Origin of the sequence: Natronorubrum bangense, from assembly GCF_004799645.1 — an archaeon.
Classification (GTDB): Archaea; Halobacteriota; Halobacteria; order Halobacteriales; family Natrialbaceae; genus Natronorubrum; species Natronorubrum bangense.
In genome coordinates, this window is sequence record NZ_CP031305.1 from 2,676,798 (window position 1) to 2,698,592 (window position 21,795).

At 62.0% G+C, this 21,795-nt stretch carries 19 protein-coding genes; 5 read left to right on the top strand and 14 right to left on the bottom strand.

The genetic code is table 11. The annotated features are described in order from the left end of the window. The first annotated feature begins 171 nt into the window (after positions 1 to 171). The 3 genes from DV706_RS13310 (at position 172) to DV706_RS13320 (ending at position 3,249) form a co-directional block, all read left to right on the top strand. A complete protein-coding gene (locus DV706_RS13310; RefSeq protein WP_006065569.1) occupies positions 172 to 1,401 on the top strand; it encodes an MFS transporter in 1,230 nt (409 codons plus the stop codon). 78 nt (positions 1,402 to 1,479) lie between these two features. Then, positions 1,480 to 2,658: a tRNA sulfurtransferase gene (locus DV706_RS13315; RefSeq protein ID WP_006065570.1), complete on the top strand. Its 1,179-nt coding sequence runs from the start codon at positions 1,480 to 1,482 to the stop codon at positions 2,656 to 2,658. Between the two features lie 45 nt (positions 2,659 to 2,703). After that, a complete protein-coding gene (locus DV706_RS13320) occupies positions 2,704 to 3,249 on the top strand; it encodes a DUF5804 family protein (RefSeq protein WP_006065571.1) in 546 nt (181 codons plus the stop codon). A 27-nt stretch (positions 3,250 to 3,276) separates the two neighbouring features. Here the strand turns inward: DV706_RS13320 and DV706_RS13325 are convergent, their stop codons facing one another. Both DV706_RS13325 and DV706_RS13330 read right to left on the bottom strand, forming a co-directional pair. Further along, positions 3,277 to 3,921, bottom strand: a complete 645-nt coding sequence (locus DV706_RS13325; RefSeq protein ID WP_006065572.1) for a hypothetical protein — start codon at positions 3,919 to 3,921, stop codon at positions 3,277 to 3,279. 111 nt (positions 3,922 to 4,032) lie between these two features. After that, positions 4,033 to 5,007 carry a PLP-dependent cysteine synthase family protein gene (locus tag DV706_RS13330; RefSeq protein ID WP_006065573.1) on the bottom strand — a complete coding sequence of 325 codons (975 nt, stop codon included), beginning with the start codon at positions 5,005 to 5,007 and terminating at the stop codon, positions 4,033 to 4,035. 227 nt (positions 5,008 to 5,234) lie between these two features. On the opposite strand from DV706_RS13330, the gene DV706_RS13335 reads away from it, so the two are divergent. Both DV706_RS13335 and DV706_RS13340 read left to right on the top strand, forming a co-directional pair. Continuing rightward, a complete protein-coding gene (locus DV706_RS13335) occupies positions 5,235 to 6,887 on the top strand; it encodes a globin-coupled sensor protein (RefSeq protein WP_240756771.1) in 1,653 nt (550 codons plus the stop codon). A gap of 127 nt (positions 6,888 to 7,014) precedes the next feature. Next, the gene (locus tag DV706_RS13340; RefSeq protein WP_006065575.1) at positions 7,015 to 7,386 is read left to right on the top strand and encodes a TlpA family protein disulfide reductase; all 372 of its coding nucleotides are present in this window, start codon (positions 7,015 to 7,017) and stop codon (positions 7,384 to 7,386) included. 50 nt (positions 7,387 to 7,436) lie between these two features. Here DV706_RS13340 and DV706_RS13345 read toward each other — a convergent pair whose 3' ends face one another. The 12 genes from DV706_RS13345 to DV706_RS13400 form a co-directional block, all read right to left on the bottom strand. Continuing rightward, entirely contained in the window at positions 7,437 to 9,620 is a 2,184-nt protein-coding gene (locus tag DV706_RS13345) for a thioredoxin domain-containing protein (protein ID WP_006065576.1), read from the bottom strand. Between the two features lie 119 nt (positions 9,621 to 9,739). Next, entirely contained in the window at positions 9,740 to 12,475 is a 2,736-nt protein-coding gene (gene acnA, locus DV706_RS13350; RefSeq protein WP_006065577.1) for an aconitate hydratase AcnA, read from the bottom strand. Positions 12,476 to 12,798: 323 nt separating this feature from the next. Continuing rightward, positions 12,799 to 13,395, bottom strand: a complete 597-nt coding sequence (locus DV706_RS13355) for a twin-arginine translocation signal domain-containing protein (protein WP_006065578.1) — start codon at positions 13,393 to 13,395, stop codon at positions 12,799 to 12,801. A gap of 593 nt (positions 13,396 to 13,988) precedes the next feature. Continuing rightward, the gene (locus DV706_RS13360) at positions 13,989 to 14,417 is read right to left on the bottom strand and encodes a hypothetical protein (protein ID WP_006065579.1); all 429 of its coding nucleotides are present in this window, start codon (positions 14,415 to 14,417) and stop codon (positions 13,989 to 13,991) included. An 830-nt stretch (positions 14,418 to 15,247) separates the two neighbouring features. Then, positions 15,248 to 15,781 carry a dihydrofolate reductase gene (locus tag DV706_RS13365; RefSeq protein WP_006065580.1) on the bottom strand — a complete coding sequence of 178 codons (534 nt, stop codon included), beginning with the start codon at positions 15,779 to 15,781 and terminating at the stop codon, positions 15,248 to 15,250. Beyond that, complete coding sequence (thyA, locus tag DV706_RS13370; RefSeq protein WP_006065581.1) at positions 15,778 to 16,794, bottom strand: thymidylate synthase; 1,017 nt, start codon at positions 16,792 to 16,794, stop codon at positions 15,778 to 15,780. Before thyA ends, DV706_RS13365 begins: the two co-directional genes overlap by 4 nt. Positions 16,795 to 16,980: 186 nt before the next feature. Further along, positions 16,981 to 17,289 (bottom strand): hypothetical protein, encoded by a 309-nt coding sequence (locus tag DV706_RS13375; RefSeq protein ID WP_006065582.1) that lies wholly within the window; start codon positions 17,287 to 17,289, stop codon positions 16,981 to 16,983. Between the two features lie 45 nt (positions 17,290 to 17,334). After that, entirely contained in the window at positions 17,335 to 18,363 is a 1,029-nt protein-coding gene (locus DV706_RS13380; protein WP_006065583.1) for a CPBP family intramembrane glutamic endopeptidase, read from the bottom strand. A 138-nt stretch (positions 18,364 to 18,501) separates the two neighbouring features. Continuing rightward, positions 18,502 to 18,798 carry a DUF7521 family protein gene (locus DV706_RS13385; RefSeq protein ID WP_006065584.1) on the bottom strand — a complete coding sequence of 99 codons (297 nt, stop codon included), beginning with the start codon at positions 18,796 to 18,798 and terminating at the stop codon, positions 18,502 to 18,504. 2 nt (positions 18,799 to 18,800) lie between these two features. Next, entirely contained in the window at positions 18,801 to 19,142 is a 342-nt protein-coding gene (locus tag DV706_RS13390) for a winged helix-turn-helix domain-containing protein (RefSeq protein WP_006065585.1), read from the bottom strand. Between the two features lie 114 nt (positions 19,143 to 19,256). After that, complete coding sequence (locus tag DV706_RS13395) at positions 19,257 to 20,720, bottom strand: DUF6498-containing protein (protein WP_049889719.1); 1,464 nt, start codon at positions 20,718 to 20,720, stop codon at positions 19,257 to 19,259. 231 nt (positions 20,721 to 20,951) lie between these two features. After that, the gene (locus DV706_RS13400) at positions 20,952 to 21,776 is read right to left on the bottom strand and encodes a hypothetical protein (RefSeq protein WP_006065588.1); all 825 of its coding nucleotides are present in this window, start codon (positions 21,774 to 21,776) and stop codon (positions 20,952 to 20,954) included. Between the last annotated feature and the right edge of the window lie 19 nt (positions 21,777 to 21,795).

Genomic DNA, 21,795 nt, shown 5'->3' on the forward strand with positions numbered 1-21,795 from the left:
TCGAGGCTGGCCTGCGGCGTGGGGGCTCCACGTTCGAGTGCGGTCTCGAGACGGGAGCGGCGTGTCGTGTCGTGACCGAGTGATCACCGCTTTCGATAGGCCCATTATTCCACGCCTGTCAGAGACGCGTAGCGAGTTTCGACTCGAAACAGCGCTCGAGAGCGATTGCCAGTGTCCCTGCCATCAGCCAGTTCGAACCGGATCGTCCTCGCCGTCGTCGCGAGTACCTTCTTTGTCGGCTTCGGCGGTGGCGTCATTTTCCCAATCTTGCCGAATCTGGGCGAGGTGCTCGGTATCTCGGCGTTCATGGTCGGACTCATCCTGAGCGCGAACCGATTTACCCGACTCGTCGCCAACGCGCCAGCCGGTGTCCTCATCGATCGCATCGGCACCCGAAAACCGTTCATCGCCGGGCTCGCGATCGAGGCCGTCGCGACGTTCATGTACGTCGTCGCGATCATCTCGCCGCTGCCCGAGTTCTGGTTTCTGATCGCTCGGATTCTCTGGGGGATCGGCAGTGCGCTCGTCTTCGCGACCGCGTACACGATCACGGCCGATGTTAGCGAGGCCGACTCGAGGGGGACCAGTATGGGCATCGTTCGCGCCGGCATCACGTTCGGCTTTCCCGCGGGCCTCGTCCTCGGCGGCGTCGTGAGCGACCTCTGGGGGAACGTCGAGGCGTTCGTCCTCGCGGCTGCGTTCGCCGGCCTCGCGAGTGTCATCGCCTATCTGATCGTCCCCGAAACCCACGTCGAAGACGAACAGGAGTCGGTCAAGCCGTGGGATCTCGAGACGAGCGTCCCGGCCCTGACGATCGGGCTCGTCAACTTCGGGCTCTACTTCGCATACATCGGCGTCCTCTTTTCGACACTCGTACTCTTGCTTGGCGAGCGCGGGATCACCATTTTCGGCCTCGATGCACAGGGCTCCTCGGGAATGTTGATGGCTATTACGGTACTTTCGGGTTCGGTATTTACCCTCGGTGGCGGCGCGTTGAGCGACTCTGTCGGCGCGCGCGTTCCCGTCATGCTCGCCTTTCTGGTGACCTCGTGTGTCGGCTTTGCCGTGTTAGCCTTTGGCTCGAGGTTCGAGGTTCTGGTGCTGGCGTGTCTCCTGATCGGAGCCGGACAGGGCGGCGTCGGTGGCCCGCTAACGGCGCTGCTTGCAGATCTCACGCCCGAAGAACGCATCGGTCGCGCGATGGGGACGAACAACGTCCTCGGCGATGTCGGCGGTGGTCTCGGACCGCTCGTCTCGCTGCCGCTGATCGACGTCATCGGATTCGAGGCCATCTATGCGATCAGCGCCATCGTGCCGATGCTCGCCGGAATCGTCCTCGTTGCCGGAATATACGCCCACACGGGTCGTCTGAGTCCGACGATCAGTGAGTCGATCAACTAACCGTGATGGGTTCTCACACGCGGTTCTCGGACGCTCGCCTCGTAATCCCCTTATAGCCCCGATCATCTATGCCAGTTCATGCACCCGCCGGGAGCCGATACCGTCCTCATCCGCCACGGGGACGTCAACACGAAAAGTAATGCGGTCAAGCGGTACATGGGAGAGTTGCTCGTCGAGAACATCGAAGCGCTCCTCGAGGACCGCTCGATCCCCGGCGATGTCGAAAAGGGCTGGAACCGGCCGCTGATCTACACGACCGAAGCCGCCGTCGAGGACGCGACTGCGGCCGCAGCGGACGCGTTCGGCGTCGTCTCCGCAAGCCCCACGCTGACCGTCAGCACCGAAAAGGAGCAGATTATCGAGGCGCTCGTCGAAACCGCCCACGCGTGCTACGACGGGGGGACGTTCGCCGTCGACGCGCGCCGAGCCGACAAGACGCTGCCCTACGACAGCGAGGACCTCGCTCGAGACGCCGGCAGCGCGATCTGGGACGCCGTCGAGGACGAGTTCGAGCCCGAAGTCGACCTCGATGACCCGGATCTCACCTTCGGCGTCGAAGTTCGGGAGGAGGGTACGTTCATTTACCTCGAGCACGTCTCCGGGCCGGGCGGCCTCCCGCTTGGCGCACAGGAGCCGGTAATCGCGCTGATCAGCGGCGGCATCGACTCACCCGTCGCAGCCTATGAGATGATGCGACGTGGCTGTCCCGTCATCCCAGCCTACGTCAATCTCGGCGACTACGGCGGCATCGACCACGAGGCTCGCGCGATGGAGACCGTGCGAAAACTCTCGCGGCACGCGCCCAACTACGATCTACAGGTCTACAAGATCCCCGGCGGCGAGACGGTCGACCTGCTAGTCGAGGAGATGAATCAGGGACGCATGCTCTCGCTGCGGCGCTTTTTCTACCGGGCCGCCGAAACGCTCGCCGAGCGCGTCAACGCTAACGGGATCGTCACCGGCGAGGCAGTCGGCCAGAAATCGAGTCAAACTGTCCGCAACCTCGGCGTCACCAGCAGGGCCACCCGGCTGCCGATCCACCGGCCGCTGCTCACCTGGGACAAACAAGATATCGTCGCCAAAGCCCGCGAGATCGGCACGTTCACCGATTCGACGATCAACGCCGGCTGCAACCGCGTCGCCCCCGACCGCGTCGAAACCAACGCCCGCCTCGAGCCGCTGCTTTCGGCCGAGCCTGACGACCTGCTCGAGCGCGCTGCAGACGCAGCGAAGAACGCGGCCCTGATCGAGCCCTGATCCGTAACCGACATTACACAGACGCACCGACCACAGACTAGAATCGTGACTCGCGTCTGTCTCATCGGGAACGACAACTGCAATCTCCAGTACGAACTCCTCTCCCGGGAGACGTCCCGCGAGGCCCTTGCAACGTACGATCTCACGCGCCCATTCGAGAACACAATCGCTCTCAGAACAGTCAGCGTCGGCGCTGCCGTCTCACTATTGAACGACCTGAACTGGTATCTCACCCGCTTTGTCGACGAGGCCCTCGTCCAGGAACCGAGCATCAGCGACGACGAGTGGCTCTCACGGTCACTCGCCGAGCAACTCCGGAACGGGGCCGTCGAGCCGGACGAGACGGCCGAGTTCTGCAAGATCTACGGCCTCGAGCGCGTGGCCGACACCGACAGCGAGGACGAACCGAAATCAGCTGCGACCGACGGGGATGACTCGAGCGAGACCGAGCGTGCACGGAGCGAGCCATCCTCAAGACTCGTCGAACCGCTGTACGTGCGCCGAACTGCGGGCGAACTCCCCGACTACGATCTCAGAGACGTCGACGAGACGCTCGTCGTTCGGCTTACCGAAGCCGAACACTCGCCCTAAAAACCACACAGTCGAGTGGATGCGAGATCAGGCTGTCTCGTGGGCAGTGCCGTCTTCGCGCTCGCTCGCGGTGTCGGCAGCAATCGCTATGCTGTGTTCCTGACCATCACTGTCGACGATCGTCACCGCTGCGCTAGGTACTTCACCGTCGAACGTGGCCCGCACGAGCTGGCCAATGGTGATCAGCTGTGTGCCACCGAACCCGTCTGACCCCGACGAGATCTCGCGGACTGCTGCCGCAACGACGAGCTCTGGCTCGCTGTCGTCCTCGTGTGCGACTGTAACTGTCTCGAGGGCCAGTTCGTAATCGAGACGAGGCGCGTCGGCCTCGAGTGCGAGCAGGGCACTCTCCTCGAAGTCAGTGTCGTCGACGAACTCGGTTGGCTGCTCATCGTCGAACTCACGAGCGTCGAGCCACCGTTCAGCGCGGGTCGAGCTACTGAGAAGCGTCGCATCTGGCTCCGTCGGAACGTCGGCGTGACTGAACGAGACGGTCTCGTATGCGTCGTCCTCACCGCTCGCTGTGTCGTCGGAAGCTGTCTCATCGTCGCCGTCGGTGTCGGCCCCATTGTCGTCCGACGAGGCGAGGCCGGCGTCGTCGAGACAGCCAGCGGCGAGGGTAAAGAGACCCGCAGTGCCACACAGGAGCGTTCGTCTGGAGGGATCAGTCATTACTCGAGAGAAACACGACGGCAGATAAAAGGGATTTGTAAGCTGAAAGGATGATTTCCGCTGCGTGGGTTTCAGAGACGCTCCAACTAACGTGGGGGATACGCCGTTTCGTCAGTCGAACAGCCCGGTCGAGAGATAGCGCTCGCCGCTGTCCCAGAAGACCGTCACGACGAGCGGACAGTCGTCGGCCGTCTCGCCGCCGTCAGCTTCGGGCGTCGTCGGCTCGTCGAACGCGCTCGAGATTTCGGGACAGGTCTGGTCAGGGTCGGCGAGTTCCCGGGCGATCCGCTGTGAGACGAGACTCGTCGCCCCACTCGACTGGCCGACGAGGACACCTTCCTCGCGGGCGAGACGTCGACACTCGTCTTCGGCATCCTCGAGGCGAGCCGTCTCGACGCGATCGATCAGGTCGAGATCCAGGTTGTCGCTGACGAAGCCGGGACCCATCCCTTGGAAGTCGTCGTCGCCGGCTTCGCCCGTCGAGAGGACGGCGTTGCGCTCGGGTTCGACGGCGATAATCTCCATCTCGGGGAACTCCTCACGGAGCCGACGGCCGGTGCCCGAGAGCGTCCCGCCGGTGCCGACACCGGCGACGAAAGCGTCGATTTCGCGGTCGCCGACCTGCTCTACGATCTCCTCACCAGTCGTCTTGTAATGTGCCTCGGGGTTGGCCGGGTTCTCGAACTGGCCGAGCTGGGTTGCGCCCTCTGCCTCGAGTTCGTCGGCACGCTCACGGGCAGCTGTCATGTCGCCGTCGACCAACTCGAGGTCGGCTCCGTAGGCGGCCATGATCTGGCGGCGTTCTTTGGACTTGCTCGCTGGCATGACGATCGTCAGGTCGTACTCTCGAGCAGCACAGACCAGCGCGAGACCGATCCCCGTATTGCCGCTGGTGGGTTCGACGAGCCAGTCGCCGGGTTCGATCACGCCGTCGCGTTCGGCCGACCGAATCATCTCGAGGGCTGGGCGGTCTTTCGCCGAGCCGCCGGGGTTGAAGGATTCGACCTTCGCAGCGACGGTCACGCCCTCCGGCGAATCGACCCGGACGAGCGGCGAGCCGATCGTGTCCAGAATGCTTCCCTTCATTACGGATCGCTAAACAGTCGAGACGTATACTGTTTGCTGTACCGGGTGCGATACCGTTAGCTTGCCAGCAGTTATTTATTGAAGATACCTTATCAATCATAATGTCTTGGAGAACAGTACCAGAAGCGCCCCCCGGAGAGATACACAGTGAGAGTAAAACTAATTTGATATTTCATACCTCTCTAAGTGGCCACCACGTATTTATCATCTACATCATAGTAACCAGCATGAATAGTTCTCAGCAGTTCGGGTCCGTGGGGTATAGTAGTGGGGTCGACGCGACGGAACTCGTCGATCGAATCGGACTCTCCGAGAACGAGATTGAGTGGCGAAAACAGTTCATTGAGTTCTCAGACGAGGACGTCGAGCGGTTACGCCGCTACGAGGAGACGTTCACCCGGCACGGCGACGACGTTGCGGATATGTTTTATGAAAAAATCGAGGAGAATCCACAGGTACTCGAGATCCTCGAGCGCTCACCACGGAGCATCGAACAGCTCAAATGGTCCCAACAGATGTACCTGGTGACGCTTGCAACGGGGACGTTCGATCAGGAGTATTTCCAAAACCGGGCGCGGATCGGGAAGCTCCACGACATGCTCGAGATGCCGGTGAAACATTACATCGGCCAGTACGGTATCTACTACAATCTCCTGTTGCCGATCATCTCCGAACAGATCCAGGACGATATTTCCGCGGCGATCCGTGACGCGATCGAGCGTCAATCAGAGCTTCGAGACGACGAGGACGACAGCGGCGGCCGACTATCGTCGCTGCTCGGCCGCGGCGGCGACGATGAGGGCGAAGACGAGGCGTTTGACACCACGATTTCGGAACTCGAGGACGAACTCTCGGTTCGGATCGACGAGCGCATTGACGAACTGCACTCACTGTTGAAGATTATCAACCTGGACATGCAGGTCGCGATCGATACGTACATTGACTCCTACGCCGACGTCGAGGGGCTGTTAGACCACCAGCAAGACGTCACGAGTAGAGTGTCCCACGCGCTGCAAGATATTTCACTGGCGGGCGAAGCAGTTGCGACGAGCGTCGACGACATCAGCGAGTCGGTCACTGCACAGTCCCAACAGACGAGCCAGGCGTCGACGGAGATGCAAAACATCAGCGCGTCGATCGAGGAGCTGTCGACGACAACCGATACGATCGCTGGCCGTGACGACGAACTGCTCGACGCCGTCGAAAGCAGCGAGGACCACTGCGAACAGGCAACGGAGTCGGTGGTCGAACTGCGCGAGTCCGAAGCCGACATTCGCGAGGAGGTCGACGCGTTCAAATCGATCGTCGCCGAGATCGAGACGCTCAACGACGAGATCGCCGACACCGCAGAGAAGACGCGGATGGTCGCTGTCAACGCGAACGTCGAATCCAAGCGATCGGGGGAGACTGGGAACTTCAACGTCGTCGCCGACCAGTTCCAAGAGCTCTCCGAGCAGATGACACGCCGAACGAAACAGATAGACGAACGGGTCGAAACGCTCCGCGAGCGGGCCGAAGAAACGCTCAGTTCGATCGAGACGAACCAACAACGGGTCGACACCAGCCAGCAGGAACTGTCGGAACTGACCGACGACCTCGACGACGTCCGTGAGAGCACGAGCGAGTTCATGCTCGACGTCGACGAACTCTCGTCGCTGATCGATGCCCAGGCCTCGAGTACACAGGAGATGACGACCCGAATCGAGACGATCGACGACGAAGCACAGTCGATCAACAACGACGTCGAGACCGTCACCGGCGAGATCGAAGAGCAGTTCTCGAAAGTGGAGATGATCGAAAGCGTCCTGACGGAACTCACTGAAGAAAGCCAACAGCAGACGGCTCGCTACGACCAGCGGACGGCATACAGTAACAACTGAACCGATTCACGCCAGATCGCACGAAAGCGCTGCGATAAGATTGGAGTGATGTAACTATCGGACTCGAGACCCCATCAAACACTGTGGAAACAGGACGGTTAAGCCGCCGGACACGCTACCGGCGGGTATGAGTCTCGAGACCATGCAACCAAATCCGACGTGGGACGCCGCGTCCTACGAAGCGGCTGTCGACACGCTCACAGCGCACAACGACGAACTGGTGTACAAAGTCTGGGGTGGCGACTGGTGTAAGGACTGCCGGAAACTGCTGCCCGATCTGGGCGCGGCACTACAAGCTGCCGGCGTTCCCGACGACCGAATCGAGGAGATCGCCCTCGATCAGGACAAGCAGGGTCCCGGTGTCGAAGAGTACGACATCGAGTACATTCCGACGGTCGTCGTCGAAACCGACGATAGCGAGGAAGTCGTCCGATTTGTCGAGTCGGAGGACCTGCCGCCGGCCATCTGGCTCGCCGAGCAACTCGACGACGCGCTGTAACCGGCCCGAAACGGTTTCGACGCGGATTTTTCGACGCCGATGTGTCGGCGTTAGAACGGACTTTCAGGTCCGTCGCTTGTCGTCTCGTCAGCCGTGGTTGCGCTCGTGTTCCCACCCAGCCACTCGAGGGCGTCCTCGACATCGCGGGTCGGCGGCGAACACGTCCGGCCACGACAGACGTATAGCGTCGGTTCGCCGTCACGCGCCTCACGGCCGGCCCAGATCGCCGGCGCGTCCGCGAGCCCTAACTGCTCGAGCCACGCCTCGAGTCCGTCTTCAGTCGGTGGCCGGCGTGCGAACAGCCGGTCTGGACGGTACGTCTCGGCGAAGCGGTCGCGCCATGCGTCGGGCAGTTCGTCGGCGGCGACGGTGATCTCGAGGGCACCCGACTCGAGCCGATCGGCGGCCAGACAGAGCGAAGCGTGCTGGAGCGGGTTCGCCTCGATGCGGTTGGCGTGGGTCTCGAGGACGGTCGACGCGATTGCCTCGAATGCCTCGCTGTCGCCGGCAAAGCCGTCGAGGGCGAGCAGCGTTTCGACGGCGACGCCGGCTGCCGAGGGCGTCGGCTGGTCGTTCAATTCCTGTGGCCGCGTGACCAGCGACTCGCCGCTTTCGGGGGTGAAGTACAGCGTCCCGGCCTCGGCGTCCCAGAACTCCGCTTCGATACTGCGAGCTAACTCGAGTGCAAAGGCGAGGTGGTCGACCTCGCCGGTGGCCTCATAACAGCCCACCGCAGCGCGCGCGAGGAACGCGTAGTCCTCGAGATAGCCATCGACGGCGACGTCCCCGTCCTTATACCGTCGCGACAGTCGCTTTTCGTCGGCGTCCCAGAGTCGGTCCCGGACGAACTCGAGGGCGTCGACAGCGGTCTCGGCATATTCGTCGTCGCCCAGCACCAGCGCTGCCTCGGCGTAGGTCGCGATCATCAAGCCGTTCCAACTTGCGAGGACCTTCTCGTCGCGGTTCGGTCGCGGCCGCTGCTCGCGGGCCTCGAACAGCCGTTCGCGAGCGGCCTCGAGTCGCGTTTCGACATCCGATTCCTCGAGGTCGAACTCTCCGGCGAGACTCGAAATAGACTGTACGCGATTCGGCTGATTCTGCCCTTCGAAGTTGCCAGACTCGGTGATGTCGTAGCGCGCACAGAAGAGGTCGGCGTCAGTTTCGTCCGCGAGCACCTCGCTGACCTCCTCGGGCGTCCAGACAAAGAACGCGCCTTCCTCTCGCTCGCCTGTCTCCGAATCCTCGCTCTGGGCGTCGAGCGTGCTGAAGAAGCCGCCCTCGTCGTGGGTCAGTTCCCGCTCGACGAACTCGAGGGTCTCGGCGACGGTCTCGGCGTAGCGTTCTTCGTCCGTGAGCTGGTAGCCCGCAAGCAGGGCGCGGGGGATCTCGGCGTTGTCGTACAGCATCTTCTCGAAGTGGGGGACCGTCCAGTCCCGGTCGACGCAGTACCTGTGAAAACCGCCGCCGACGTGGTCGTAGAGGCCGCCATCGATCATCGCGTCGAGAGACTCCTCGAGTACCTCGAGATACTCCTCTCGACCTGTCCGATCGAACGCGCGGGCGAGCACTCGGAGTCTGGAGGGCTGTGGGAACTTCGGCCCGCCGGAGCCGAAGCCACCGTACTGGCGGTCGGCGCTGCGCACGGCCGTGTCGGCTGCCGCCTCGAGGGCGTCGCTCGAAGGGGGCTCGGCGGCCGCAACAGTGTCTGGCGTCTCCTCGAGTTGATCCGTCGCTGCGTCGGTCCACTGCTGGGCGCGGTTTTCGACCTCGTCGCGATCCGTCTCCCACGTCTCGGCGAGACGCTCGAGGATATCGAGGAAGCCGGGCTGGCCGCGTTTCGATTCCTTGGGGAAGTAGGTCCCGATGTGGAACGGTTTGCCCTCGGGCGTGAGCCACGCCGAGAGCGGCCAGCCACCCCGGCTGGTGACGAGCTGGCAGACGGTCATGTAGATGCTGTCGACGTCGGGGCGCTCCTCGCGGTCGACTTTGATCGGGACGAAGTTCTCGTTGAGCATTTCGGCGACCTCCTCGTCGGCGAAGCTCTCCGACTCCATGACGTGACACCAGTGACACGCCGAGTAGCCGATCGAGAGGAAAATCGGCACATCGTGTTCCTTGGCCGTCTCTAAGGCCTGTTCGTCCCACGGCTGCCAGTTAACGGGGTTGTCCGCGTGCTGGCGCAGATACGGACTCTCCTCCTCGTCGAGGCGGTTTCGCTCGGTTGGCTGGTCCATACCCTCGGCTACGGTTGGCAATAATAAAAGTCCGGCGTATATTACTAGGAACGCCCGTTCTGAACACGAAACCAGTCGGGTCGGCGGCGACAGTGTCGGCCGCCGAAACCGATGGTTCGTTACTGCGTCTCTTCCTGAAGCAGTTTGCGGAGCACGAGGTGGAGCACGCCACCGTTCTCGACGTACTCGACAGCCATCGGCGTGTCGACCTGTGCGGTCACGTCGAACTCCGTGGTCTCGCCGTCGTCGTCCTCGGCGGTGACGGTCAGCACGGCGTTTGGCTCGAGGCCATCCTCGAGACCCTCGATGGAGTAGTGCTCGTCGCCCTCGAGGCCGAGTTCTTCCCAGCCCTCACCGTCCTCGAACTGCAGGGGCAGGACGCCCATGCCGATGAGGTTGTCACGGTAGATGCGCTCGTAGCTCTTGCCGATGGTCGCGCGGATACCGAGCAGGTCGGTTCCTTTTGCGGCCCAGTCACGGCTCGAGCCAGTTCCGAGCTCTTCGCCGGCCATGACGATCAGCGGCGTCTCCTCCTCGCGGTAGCGCTCGGAGGCTTCGAAGACAGTGGTCTCCTCGCCGGTTGGGTGGTGGATCGTGTAGCCACCTTCCTTGCCGTCAAGCAGCTCGTTTTTGATGCGGACGTTCGCGAAGGTGCCACGCATCATGACTTCGTGGTTCCCACGACGGGAGCCGTACGTGTTGAACGCGTACGGTTCGACGCCGCGCTCTTTGAGCCACTGCCCGGCAGGCAGGTCCTCGCTGAACGGTCCAGCGGGGCTGATGTGGTCGGTGGTGACGGTGTCACCGAGCGTCAGCAGCGCACGAGCGCCGTCGACGTTGTCGACGCCGGGTTCCTCGAGCGGGAAGTCCTGGAAGAACGGCGGCTCGCGGATGTACGTCGACTCTGGGTCCCAGTCGTAGACCTCGCCGGTTGGGGCGTCGAGCGATTCCCAGCGCTCGTCGCCGTCGTAGATGCTCGAGTACTTCTCCTCGAACATGTCGGGGGAGACGCTGTCGTGGATCGTCTGTCGGACTTCCTCGGTGTCCGGCCAGATGTCCTCGAGGAAGACCGGCTCGCCCTCGTCGTTCGTGCCGATTGGCTCCTCTTCGAGGTCGATGTCCATGCGACCTGCGAGGCCGTAGGCGACGACCAGCGGTGGGCTGGCGAGGTAGTTGGCCTTGATTTTCGGGTGGATACGGGCTTCGAAGTTCCGGTTGCCAGAGAGGACGCTCGTCGTCCAGAGGTCGTGCTCGTCGATGGCTGCCTCGACTGGCTCCGGCAGTGGGCCGGCGTTCCCGATACAGGTCGTGCAGCCGTAGCCGACGACGTGGTAGCCGAGTTCTTCGAGGTCATCGAGGAGTTCCGCACGCTCGAGATACTCCGTGACGACGCGGCTGCCGGGTGCGAGGCTGGTCTTGACGTACTCGGGCACTTCGAGACCCTGCTCGGCGGCGTTGCGTGCGAGCAGACCGGCCGCGACCATCACGGACGGGTTCGAGGTGTTCGTACAGGACGTGATCGCGCTGACGAGGATGTCGCCGTGGCCGATCTCGATCTCGGTGCCGTCCTCGAGTTCGACGGGAACCTTCTCGTCGAGCGATGGAGTCTGCTCGGCGACGAGGCCGCCGTCGCTTTCAGCAGCGCCCGATGGGAGGACACCCTCTTCCTCGAGCAGCGTTGGGAAGTGTTCGTCCAGATCGCCCATTGGGATACGGGCGTGGGGCTTCTTGTGGCCGGCAAGGCTTGGTTCGACTTCGCCGAGGTCGAACTCGACGACCTCGGTGAACTCGGGGTCCTGCTTGCCGAAGAGGCCCTGTGCCTCGAGGTATTCGCGAACGAGGTCGATATGATCCTCGTCTCGACCCGTGAGTTCGAGGTACTCGAGGGTCTTCTCGTCGACGGGGAACATGCTGATCGTCGAGCCCTGTTCGGGGGCCATGTTCGAGATGGTCGCACGGTCTGCGACCGACAGCTCGGCAACGCCGGGGCCGAAGAACTCGACGAACTTGTCGACGACGCCGACCTGGCGGAGCTTCTCGGTGATGTGAAGCACGAGGTCAGTCGCGGTTGCGCCCTCTGGGAGTTCACCCGACAGGCGGACACCGACGACTTCCGGCAGGCTCATGTTGATCGGCTGGCCGAGCAGTGCGGCCTCGGCCTCGATGCCACCGACACCCCAGCCGACGACACCGATGCCGCCGATCATTGGGGTGTGGCTGTCCGTACCAACGAGCGTGTCGGGGACGAGCCACTGCTCGCCGTCGACTTCGCGCTCGTGGACGACGCGGCCGAGGTGCTCGAGGTTGACCTGGTGGACAATCCCAGTTCCTGGGGGCACCACGTTGAACTCGTCGAACGCCTGCTGGGCCCACTTGATCGCGCGATAGCGCTCTTCGTTGCGCTCGTATTCGATCTCGACGTTTTTCTCGTAGGCGTCCGAGGTGCCGAAGTGGTCGACCTGCACGCTGTGGTCGATCACGAGGTCACAGGGGACTTCGGGCTCGACGACCGTCGGGTCGACGCCCTTGCGGTCGGCGGCCGAGCGAAGTGCTGCGAGGTCGACGACTGCGGGCACACCAGTCAGGTCCTGCAGGACGACACGCGACACCGTAAACGGAACCTCGGCGTCCGGCACGTCAGGTTCCCACGACGCCGCTGCGCGGATCGAGTCGGCGTCGATCTGGTCGCCGTCGGCGTTTCGAAGCACCGACTCGAGCAGAATCCGGATGCTCACCGGCAGTTTCTCGAGGTCACAGAGGCCCTCCTCCTCGAGGACCGTCAGGTCGGCCATCTTGTACGTCTCGCCATCGTGTTCGAATTCCCGGATCGCATCCGAGAACGAATCGGTTGCCATAGGTGACTTTCGAACCGGGGGGTTTTCAATCTCCCGAGAATCTGCTGTAGAATCATTATATACTCTTCAGTATCACCATGTGTTGTAGTATCATGAACTGGGGCTCGAGCCCCGAGAACGTGTGTGCCAGTCCAGCACACACTCATGATCGTCGGTTAGTGTGTGCCGGTCACCGGTGACAGGGAATCCGCAACAGAGTCACTACACACTCGCCGTCTGGGGTGTGCAGCGTCGGTCAGTGATGGCTGCAGCGGCAGCAACGGACCCACTGCTCGCTGTACACGCTCTATCGCGCGCAAAAAAGGAAGGATCGACGCGCCGCGTTAGCCTATGATACCGTTGTCGTTTTCTTCGTCCTCGGGTTCGTCCTCGGGTTCGTCCTCAGGCTCGTCCTCGGGTTCGTCCTCAGGCTCGTCCTCATCTTCCTCATCTTCCTCATCTTCCTCGGCGTCGTCACCGGTCGCACCGAGCGTCACCTCGACCAGGTTTAGTTGCGTGTCACGGAAGTCGCCGTCTTCTCCCATCGTTGCCGTATCGCCGGCGCTGAGGTCGGCATCCTCCGTGAACACGAGTCCCCACATTGGGGCTTCCGTACCGAAGTCGTAGTTGATGACGAAGACGTCCCAGTCGTCCGGATCGTCGAACACGTCGTCTTCCGAGCCGGACTCCTGGAGCAGTTCCTCTCTCGAGGACGTACTCAGTTCCGTGACGACGTCGAAGTCGGCACCGGGGTGGTAGTCGTCGCCGTACACGAGCACGTCGCCCTCAGCCTCACCGTTATCGTCGTCGTCGTCTTCCTGAGCAGCGACAGAACCGGATGTCGCGCTTGCTCCGAGAGCGGCCGCCGTCGTGGCGAGCGCTCCTTTTTTCATGAACGAGCGTCTGGAGTCGTCGAACAGTTCGTTAGTTTCTTCTGTCATGTCTCTCACCTAAGTCCCCTGTTGGGGGTAGACGTCCACTTGTGCCAATTCTCGCATAAGTGAGCCCCATTGTTTCACCGTATAAGACGAACTGAAATCGAAGGATATACCGCTCATACACCTCTGAGGCTGTATTTCAGCAGTTCACGACACGGCGGAAAATCGTGTCAGCAATGGTTGTTTATTCGGGGAAACGGGACTCATGCGGACGGTTCGGTTCCGTTGCTCCTCGTGACTGATAACGGTCAAATACGATCCATTTCGATCGTACTGTACTCCTGCGTGTCGATGTCCGATTCCTCGCTCTCAGGGTCTCCTTCCCGGTTTTCCGGTAGCAGCGGTACGATCCTGAACGCCTCATACAGTAAAACAAATGCTTTCCTCAGACTGTCCACGAGAAAATCATCACGGAGGACTAGTCACAGTCCAGTACTGTCCGTCGTCCCGAACGGCTCTTTGACTGGACCGCTCGAGCAGCGACGGCAGTCGGCACAGCGGACGTTGCCTGGGCTTGACAACGAGCGTCTCGCTGTTGAAACGGGCGGCTGTACCGTCGCAAGGAAAGAAAATCTCTCGTCAGGGCCAGTTCGGCGTTACATCACGATCCGCATCAGATGCAGTTCGGGGTCACGGATATCACCATCCTCGCCCATCGTCTCGCTGTCACCGGCACTGAGGTCGAGGTCCTCTGTAAACAGGAGGCCCCACGTCGGCGCGTCCGAGCCCAGATCGTGATTGATGATGAATACATCCCAGTCGTCCGGGTCGTCAAACACGTCATCTGCTGACCCCGACGCCTCAATTATATCCAGTTTCGCTGACGAGCTCAGCTGTGAGACGACGTCAAAGTCGACGTCGGGTTGGAAGTCGTCACCGAACACGACAACCTCGTCTTCGTTCTGAGCGACGGCGGCCCCCGCCAACGCCCCTGCGCCGAGAGCGGTTGCCGTCGTGGCGAGTGCCCCGTTTGATACGAACGAGCGTTTTGAGTCGTTGGATTGTCCGTCACTGTTTTTTATCATATCTCTCACGTTGGTCCCCAAGTTGGGACAGCCAACCCTTGCTTTAATTTTTCATAAATGAGTCGTATTGTTCCATCACTCAATCCGAGCTATAATCGAAGACCAACGCTAATGGCGAAAATATACGGACGCATGTCCACATATATCTCTTTTGATCGATCTCATACTGTTCGGTCGGAACGTGCTTTGAGCACGCCTTTCGCTCTATCGAATGCGTTGCCAGCGGGCGTCGAGTGCCGGTTGACCTGTTCGCGGTAGCTGCCGCCTGTGGAACTCGACTTCGGAACGCCACCGGTGCATAAACGTTTGCTAACACGTGACTCAAACTCCTTCAGCGAACGAAACAACTGGTTTCCTCGGACCGTCGCTCAGCAACTCGAGCAGAAATTCGAACGTGTCTCTGCCTTCGCCCACGGCTTCAGTCGGTGGGGTTTTGCTGGTGACAGACCAGCGCCCGGTACAACCGGTCATCCCCACGTCGGGGGTTCTTCGACCGGCTGCCGGGGTTCGGGCCGACCCAGTAGGCCTCCGACCGGGACAGTGGCTTTGACAGGCTCGTCTCGGACTCGGTATCCAATCTTTCGGACAGAATACCGATCGAGCTTACAGGCTTCAGCCGTAGGCTTTCGCTGTAATCCTGAGCTTGCGTCGTTCGGGCTCTGGGATTCGCCGCTAAAACAGAAAATTGTGTGGCCAGAAAGAGAACACAAGTCCGGTGGCAATCCCATGAGAAGCGTGAAGGAGCCACCGCTGTCTCACGACGACCCCATCACGCTGTGTCCAGTGTGAAAGAAAGAACCAGCCGCTGCCCGTCACAGTCCCCGGTCCGGTCACTCGTGGCGGGCGTACTCCACGAACGCGAACCCATCGCGTTCGTCACGCGAAACCGCCCGAAACGATTCCCGGTCCCAGTCAGGAAACACGGTGTCGCCGTCGGGTTCTTCGTGAACCTCGGTGACGATTAGTCGGTCGAGGGCGGGCAAGAACTGCTCATAGATGGTCGCGCCACCGGCGACGAACACGCGGTCAGTGTCGTCGTGGCGCTCGCTGGCTGCCCGGTCGGCCGCCTCGAGTGCGCCCTCGAGGCTGTTCGCGACGATAGCGTTCTCGGGCGTCTCGAGGTCTCGACTCGTCAGGACGATCGTCGTCCGCCCCGGCAGCGGTTCGCCAAGCGCCTCGAGAATACCCTCATAGGTGACCCGGCCCATGATGACCGGGTGGTCCATCGTCGTCTCCTTGAAATGCTGCAGATCCGCGGGAATATGCCAGGGCATCTCGTCGTCCTTACCGATAACGTCGTTGTCCGCGACGGCAACGATGCCGACGAGTTCGCGGTCGCTCTCGAGGTCGCTGTCCCCGCTCATTCGGCCACCGAAAACGTGAGCCCGTCGTGGCAGTCGTAATCCTGCAACTCGACGTCCTCGTAGGCGAGGTCGTCGATCGTCGCGTCACCGATCTCGAGCGTTGGGCGCTCGAGTGGCTCTCGAGACAGTTGCTCGAGCAGACCGGGGACGTGATCGAGTCGCTCGTCACCCTCGGCTTCGGCTGGCGCGTTGGCCTCGAGCCACTCGCGGACGGCGAGATAATCCTCGCGCTCGTCGACGTCGGCCAGACGAGACTGCAGCGCCTCGAGGTTGTCGGCATACCACTCCCCGCGCGCGCCGCGGCCGCAGTAGATGTGGGCGTCGACGACCGTGTGGGCGAAGGTTCCGGGTTCGAAGCCCGTCTGCTGGGCGACGACTTTCGTCAGGAGTGCGTAGGCCGCGATGTTGAACGGGATTCCCAGCGCAGTATCGCCGGAGCGCTGAGTGAGATGGCAGTTCAGCCGGTCGCCCTGAACGTTGAAGACGAACGAGTAGTGACACGGTGGCAGTGTCGAGACGGCCGCGTTCGCGGGATGCCAGGCGTTGACGACGAGTCGACGCGAGTTCGGGCTGTCAGAAAGGGTGTCGACGACGTACTGGAGCTGGTCGAACGTCTTCCGCCCGTCTGCCTCTTCGGTGACCCAGCGGTGTGCCTCGTCGGGCCACGTTTCACCCTCGAGTTGCGCGTCGCCGTCGGGAATCGGATACCGTCGCCAGAACCGGCCGTAGGCGGTGTCGAGTCGCCCCTCCTCGTCGGCCCACGCGTCCCAGATCTTGGTCTCTTCGCGGAGGTTTTTCACGTGTTCCTCGCCGGAGAGATACCAGCACACCTCGTGCAGCATTGAGTTCCAGCGGTAGCCGTCCATCTGTTTGGTCGTCAGCAGGGGGTACCCCTCCTGGAGGTCGACCTCGTAGTGCTCGCTGAACGACGAAATCGTGTCGACGCCGGTCCGATTTGGCTTGTAGGTGCCATCGGACAGGACCGTGTCGACTAACTCGAGGTACTGTTGCATTGTCGCTGCATTCGTATTCCGCAACTAAAACCCACCAGTCTTAACGTTTCAATCTGCCTTCGTATCGACCGGTCCTACTTTCATCACGCTGTCCAGACCGTCTTTGACCCTTGCGCCTCCCGACGACGAGTACGGCAGGGATCGACGAACCCCGCCGCGTAATTCGTTCGCTCGGCCGCGTTCGGGTCAGGTTGTGGCTGTGTCTCGCAGCCGCCATACGTCGAACAGACCGCGGAAGAACAGCACAAAAAATCCGACCAACAACAGGACGGCGAGATTGGCTCCGACGAGGCGAGGAACGGCGACGAGCGTTCCGTCCCGAAGAGCGATGACGAGCCGAACCCCCGCCCAGCAGCAAAACGCGGCAGCGATGTACTGCCAGCTACGGTTCGTCTCGGTGATCTCTCGAAGGGTCACGAGGAGAGCCAGACCGAACAGCGGGATGGTGAGATTGACGACGTTCGAAACCCCGCCGAACCACTCGAGCATCGGCATCAACTGATCGTTCCACCATCAGTACTCTTCTGACATCTCGAGTGCTCACCCGTCCGGATCAGCGTCGAAATCGGCGTCGGCGGGGAACACTCGCTCGGTGATCGAGAGATCGCCATACGTCGCGTACACCCAGACACAGACCAGCACAACGCCGAGGAGCAACCTGACGGTCCACAGCTCGACGCTCACGAGGAGCGACGGGGTTCCGACCCACTCGGCGACGACGACCGACGGCAGCGTTAGTTCGGGATCAGCGGCGAGCGGTTGCTGCTCGAGGCTGAGGGCGGCGATGCCGCCGAAGTGGACGCCGATCGGCAACCCCAGTCGACCGGTGAGGACGTAGGCCGTTGCGAACAGAATCCCGCCGATCGCGCTCGTAACGATGGCCGCGAGACCGCCGCCGAGAACGTGGAGCGCACCGAACACGGGGAGGCTGACCGCGACCGCGACGACGACCGTCGCGCCGATCGATCGCGAGCCGAAGCGAGCGTACAGTCCCGCAGCCGCGTTCGGGATGAGGATCGCGCGAAAAACTACTTCTTCGAACACGTTGTTGACGAGGAGAAATACCAGCACCACTACGAGGACGAGCCCACCAAGCGCCGCTGAGTCGACGCCGACACCCGTCACCGATACGCTGAGCGTTAGATCTCCTCGAGCAGCCTGGTACCCGACCGCTCCTGCACTGGCGGCGACGCCAATGAGGATGCCCGCGGCGAAGTCGGCGATCCACCCGCGGGAGCGGGCGAAGCCGTAACTCGAGACGGGTCGGTGGTCGAGCCGCGAGGCGACGAGCAATCCCGCAACCGCCGAGAGCGCGATCGTGATCGACAACCCAATAAAAAAGCCCGCTGTCGCGACGACTGCCGAGGTTTCGCCCGTCTTCATCCAGGTCTCGAGAACCGATGTGACGACGGTCTCGAGCAATGCGTGACCGGTAACGTAGAGCGCGATGGCGACGATGAGCGGGGCGAGTACTCGCCACGTCGCGCGCAGGCGGGTATCGCTCGAGCCGTACAGAAGCGTGTCGCTGGCGGATCGATTCGATTCCCTGTCGACAGTCGATTCAGCCATGGGTACGAATACCAGATTAACTGCCAAAGACCGTCCATCGCGGCTTCAGAAGGTGAATCAACGCTTACGAATCCGCTCCGTCTCCGTCAGTCTTGTCGGCGAAGTCAGCCAACGCGGCCGCCACGGCCTCGAGTGCAATCACGGTTCCATCGTGATTGCATAGAGGATACAGCAAAACGCGAAGACGTTCGTGACCTGGTAGGTGGTCACGATCCAGAACTGCGAAATCTCGACGAGTCGCGTGACGACCGTCATCGCGAGTTCGGGGACGATGATCGCGGCGAATCCGAGCGCGAGGAATAACATCGGTCGGCTCTGATTCCGTCGATAGCCCTGAAACGCGAGGTAAATGATGGCGAGACCGAGAATGGTCAAGATGATAAAGAGGCTTCCCTGTACGATCGCTTCGATGGACGGGTCGATAGTTGGGATCATGCTCACATCTCCTCTATTAGTCTGGTGAATCGGTCGGCGGCCGTGTCCGTGCGTTCGATACTCAGCTCGAATCCGTCGTCGGTGAGATCGACGGTCAGGCGACGCACGTTCGTCCGGTACACCTTGTAGTGGTTTCCGTCGCGCTCTGGCACCGTCGATGCCACGACGAGGTCGTGCTCGCGAAGCGTCTCGAGGCGCCGGTAGATCGTCACCGTCGAGACGTCACACCGGTCGGCGAGGGCGTTCGCCGACAGCGATTCCGTGCGGGCGTGAACAAGGATGGAACGGGCGACGGAATCTTCTAGAACGCCTCCGATCGTTTCGACATCGCAGTCCTCGCCCATAGTTGACACATCGTTTGCGTGTTCGTAAGGTAAAACCCGCAGCTTCAGGATTTGAAGTCGCGAACGTCAGTAACGAATTCGGCTCGCATCGGAACCCAGCACTTGGAACCAGGGTCACTCCGCACTCGGATACGCCAGTCGCCAGAGTCCCCACGCCGGAACCAGCGCGAACGGAAGGATGTACACGCCCTGAATGACTGTCCCGACCGACGGCGTGGCCGCGACCGCTAGCACGAACCCGAAGACGGCACACCCGGCGAGGGCGACCGCAGCCCCAGCCAGCCGTCGGTCGATCGGTTCCAATTCCGTCGATCGAACGAGCAAATCGAACGTCGTTGCGAACGCCTCGCCGTCTGAGACAGGCCCGAGATCGCGTTCGAACTCGTCGTCGCCCCAACCGATCGTCGCGGCGAACGTCCGGGTGTTGAGCAGGTGATCCGGAAGATTATCGCGGACGACCGTGACGTCCCGAACCTCGTGGAGTGGGACCGACCACTGCGGTTCGTCGACCCACGTATCGTACGCGACGAGTCGGTCCTCGTCCCGGTCGTCGTCCTCGTACCGCCGATACTCGAGCGGGCCGTATCTGAGGACGAACTTCAGAAACTCCACTGCGGGTTGCAACAGGAGCAAAGAGCCGAACGCGACAGCAGTCGCGACCACGACGGATAAGGGCGTGCCGTCGCCGGTAAAAACTGCGAGCAGGACGACCCACGAGATGACGATCCAGGGTGCGAAAAAGAGGCTCCTGAACAGCGTGTGCTGGACGGCAGTGTAGCGCACGGCGGTGTTGTCGGTCGAAAACCGAGCGGTGGGCTCGCCGTCGGGGACGATCGGCGGCTCCGTTGGCTCCGTCGGATCGTCGGGGCCGGCGAGCCAGCCGAGAATGCGGTTCGGGCCGCCGTCCCTGTGGGCGGCGCGAAAAGAAGCCCACTCGACGAGTACCTTGGCGGCGACGAAGCCGACGAGCAGCGCCACTCCGCTGACGTCCTCCGGTATCGTGACCACCATGAGGACGAACACGACGAAAAGCGTCTGTCCGACGTGTGTTTCGGCGACCTCGTAGGCGGAGACCGTCTCGTAGCGGCCGCCACGAATATAGTCGAACCAGCCGTCAGCCGCGCTGGCGGCCACCAGCGCGAGGATGCTCACCAAAACCTCGGGTCGCGTGAGGACGTCCGCGACGGGAATCGCTGTCGCGAGGATGCTCCCGACGGCGACTGCGACCCACGCGAACCCGGTGAAGACGGTGCTAACGAACGGGACGTTCCGCGGATAGATCGGCGGAAGCCACGAAACCAGTTGCGCGCTGCCGCGTCGCTCCTTCAGTTCGTCCGCGACGGTCGGGTCCTTGTGGTCGTTCTCGTCCGTTTCGACTTTCGACGGCTGCTGGGCGAACAGCGCCTTTACCGCTGCCAGTGGGAACGACAGGAACACCTCGAGTGCGTAGACCATCGCCAGCGTCGCCGCGTCCCACCCGAACGCGAGGACGCCCACGAGCGGAAGCAGGTTCGCAAGCAGAATCGGGACGAACCCCGCCCGGGGATGGGTGGACTCGAGGGTGGATGGTGCACTCATCGCCTGTAGCCGTCGCCATCGTCGTCGAGTTTGATAACTTTTCTGAACTGTTTATCGGCCTCAGACGACGATTTCGATGGCCCGACTCTCGAGCACGTCGGGGGGAATCTGGTTTACCTGCGCGAGAATATGCCGAGACCGGCTGTCGACTGGCCGGCGATCGGCACGCGTTCGTACTCGAGTTCCGCAAGCGGTTCGAGCGAGAGTGGTTCGGCAAGGTGTAGCGACTGGCTACTCCGAAGCCGATGTCGTGTCGGGACAGGCCGCAGCCTCGAGCCCATCTTCGAGCGACGCTGGCTCGCCCTCGAGTCGGTACGTGAAAGTGTACGCGGCACTGCCGCCGGAGCCGTGAACGACCGCGACGGTACCGGTGCGTTCGTCGCCGTTGCAGTCCGCGGCGTCGATCCCGTCGGGAAATGCGAACGGGGCGTACGTCGTCTCGAACACTCTCGTTTCCTCCGGCGGGATGACGAGATCGGTTCTGAATTCGGACAGCGGTCGATTCGCGGCGGCGCCGACGACACCCGGACCGAGAACGGACGAGTGATCGAACGAGTCGCTCTGGGGATCGAGCGTCGGGTTCGGAACGTCGCCGTAGATACCGACGAATCCGACGAGCACCGGGGCCGACGTCTGACTCTCAATCTCGAGACGCGCGCGGCCGTCCGGAAGCGCCTCGACGGTGTGGACGTACGCGTGAACCGGCTGTCCGACACCCAGTCGTGCCGACCCTCGGTCTGTTTCGGCGTTCACACGAAGCGAATGCGAGACGCGCGACTCGAGGCGGTCGGGAAAGACGACCGGGAACCGGACGGAATCGCCAGGGTGGTCGACGGTTTCGTACTCCTCGTCGATGCTCGAGTCGGCGAGCATCGCTTGATTCACATCGACATCGTCGTGGAACTCGACGACGAGGTCACGGTCCTCGTACCGGTAGCCGTCGAACACTTCGTTCGAATCTAGCCGTGTCGTCGAAAACGGAACCGATTCAGCACAGTCAGCAGAAAGCAGGATTCCGCCGGTCGCAAGGGTCTGGAGAAACGAGCGGCGTTGCATATTTCGAAAATTGACAGTC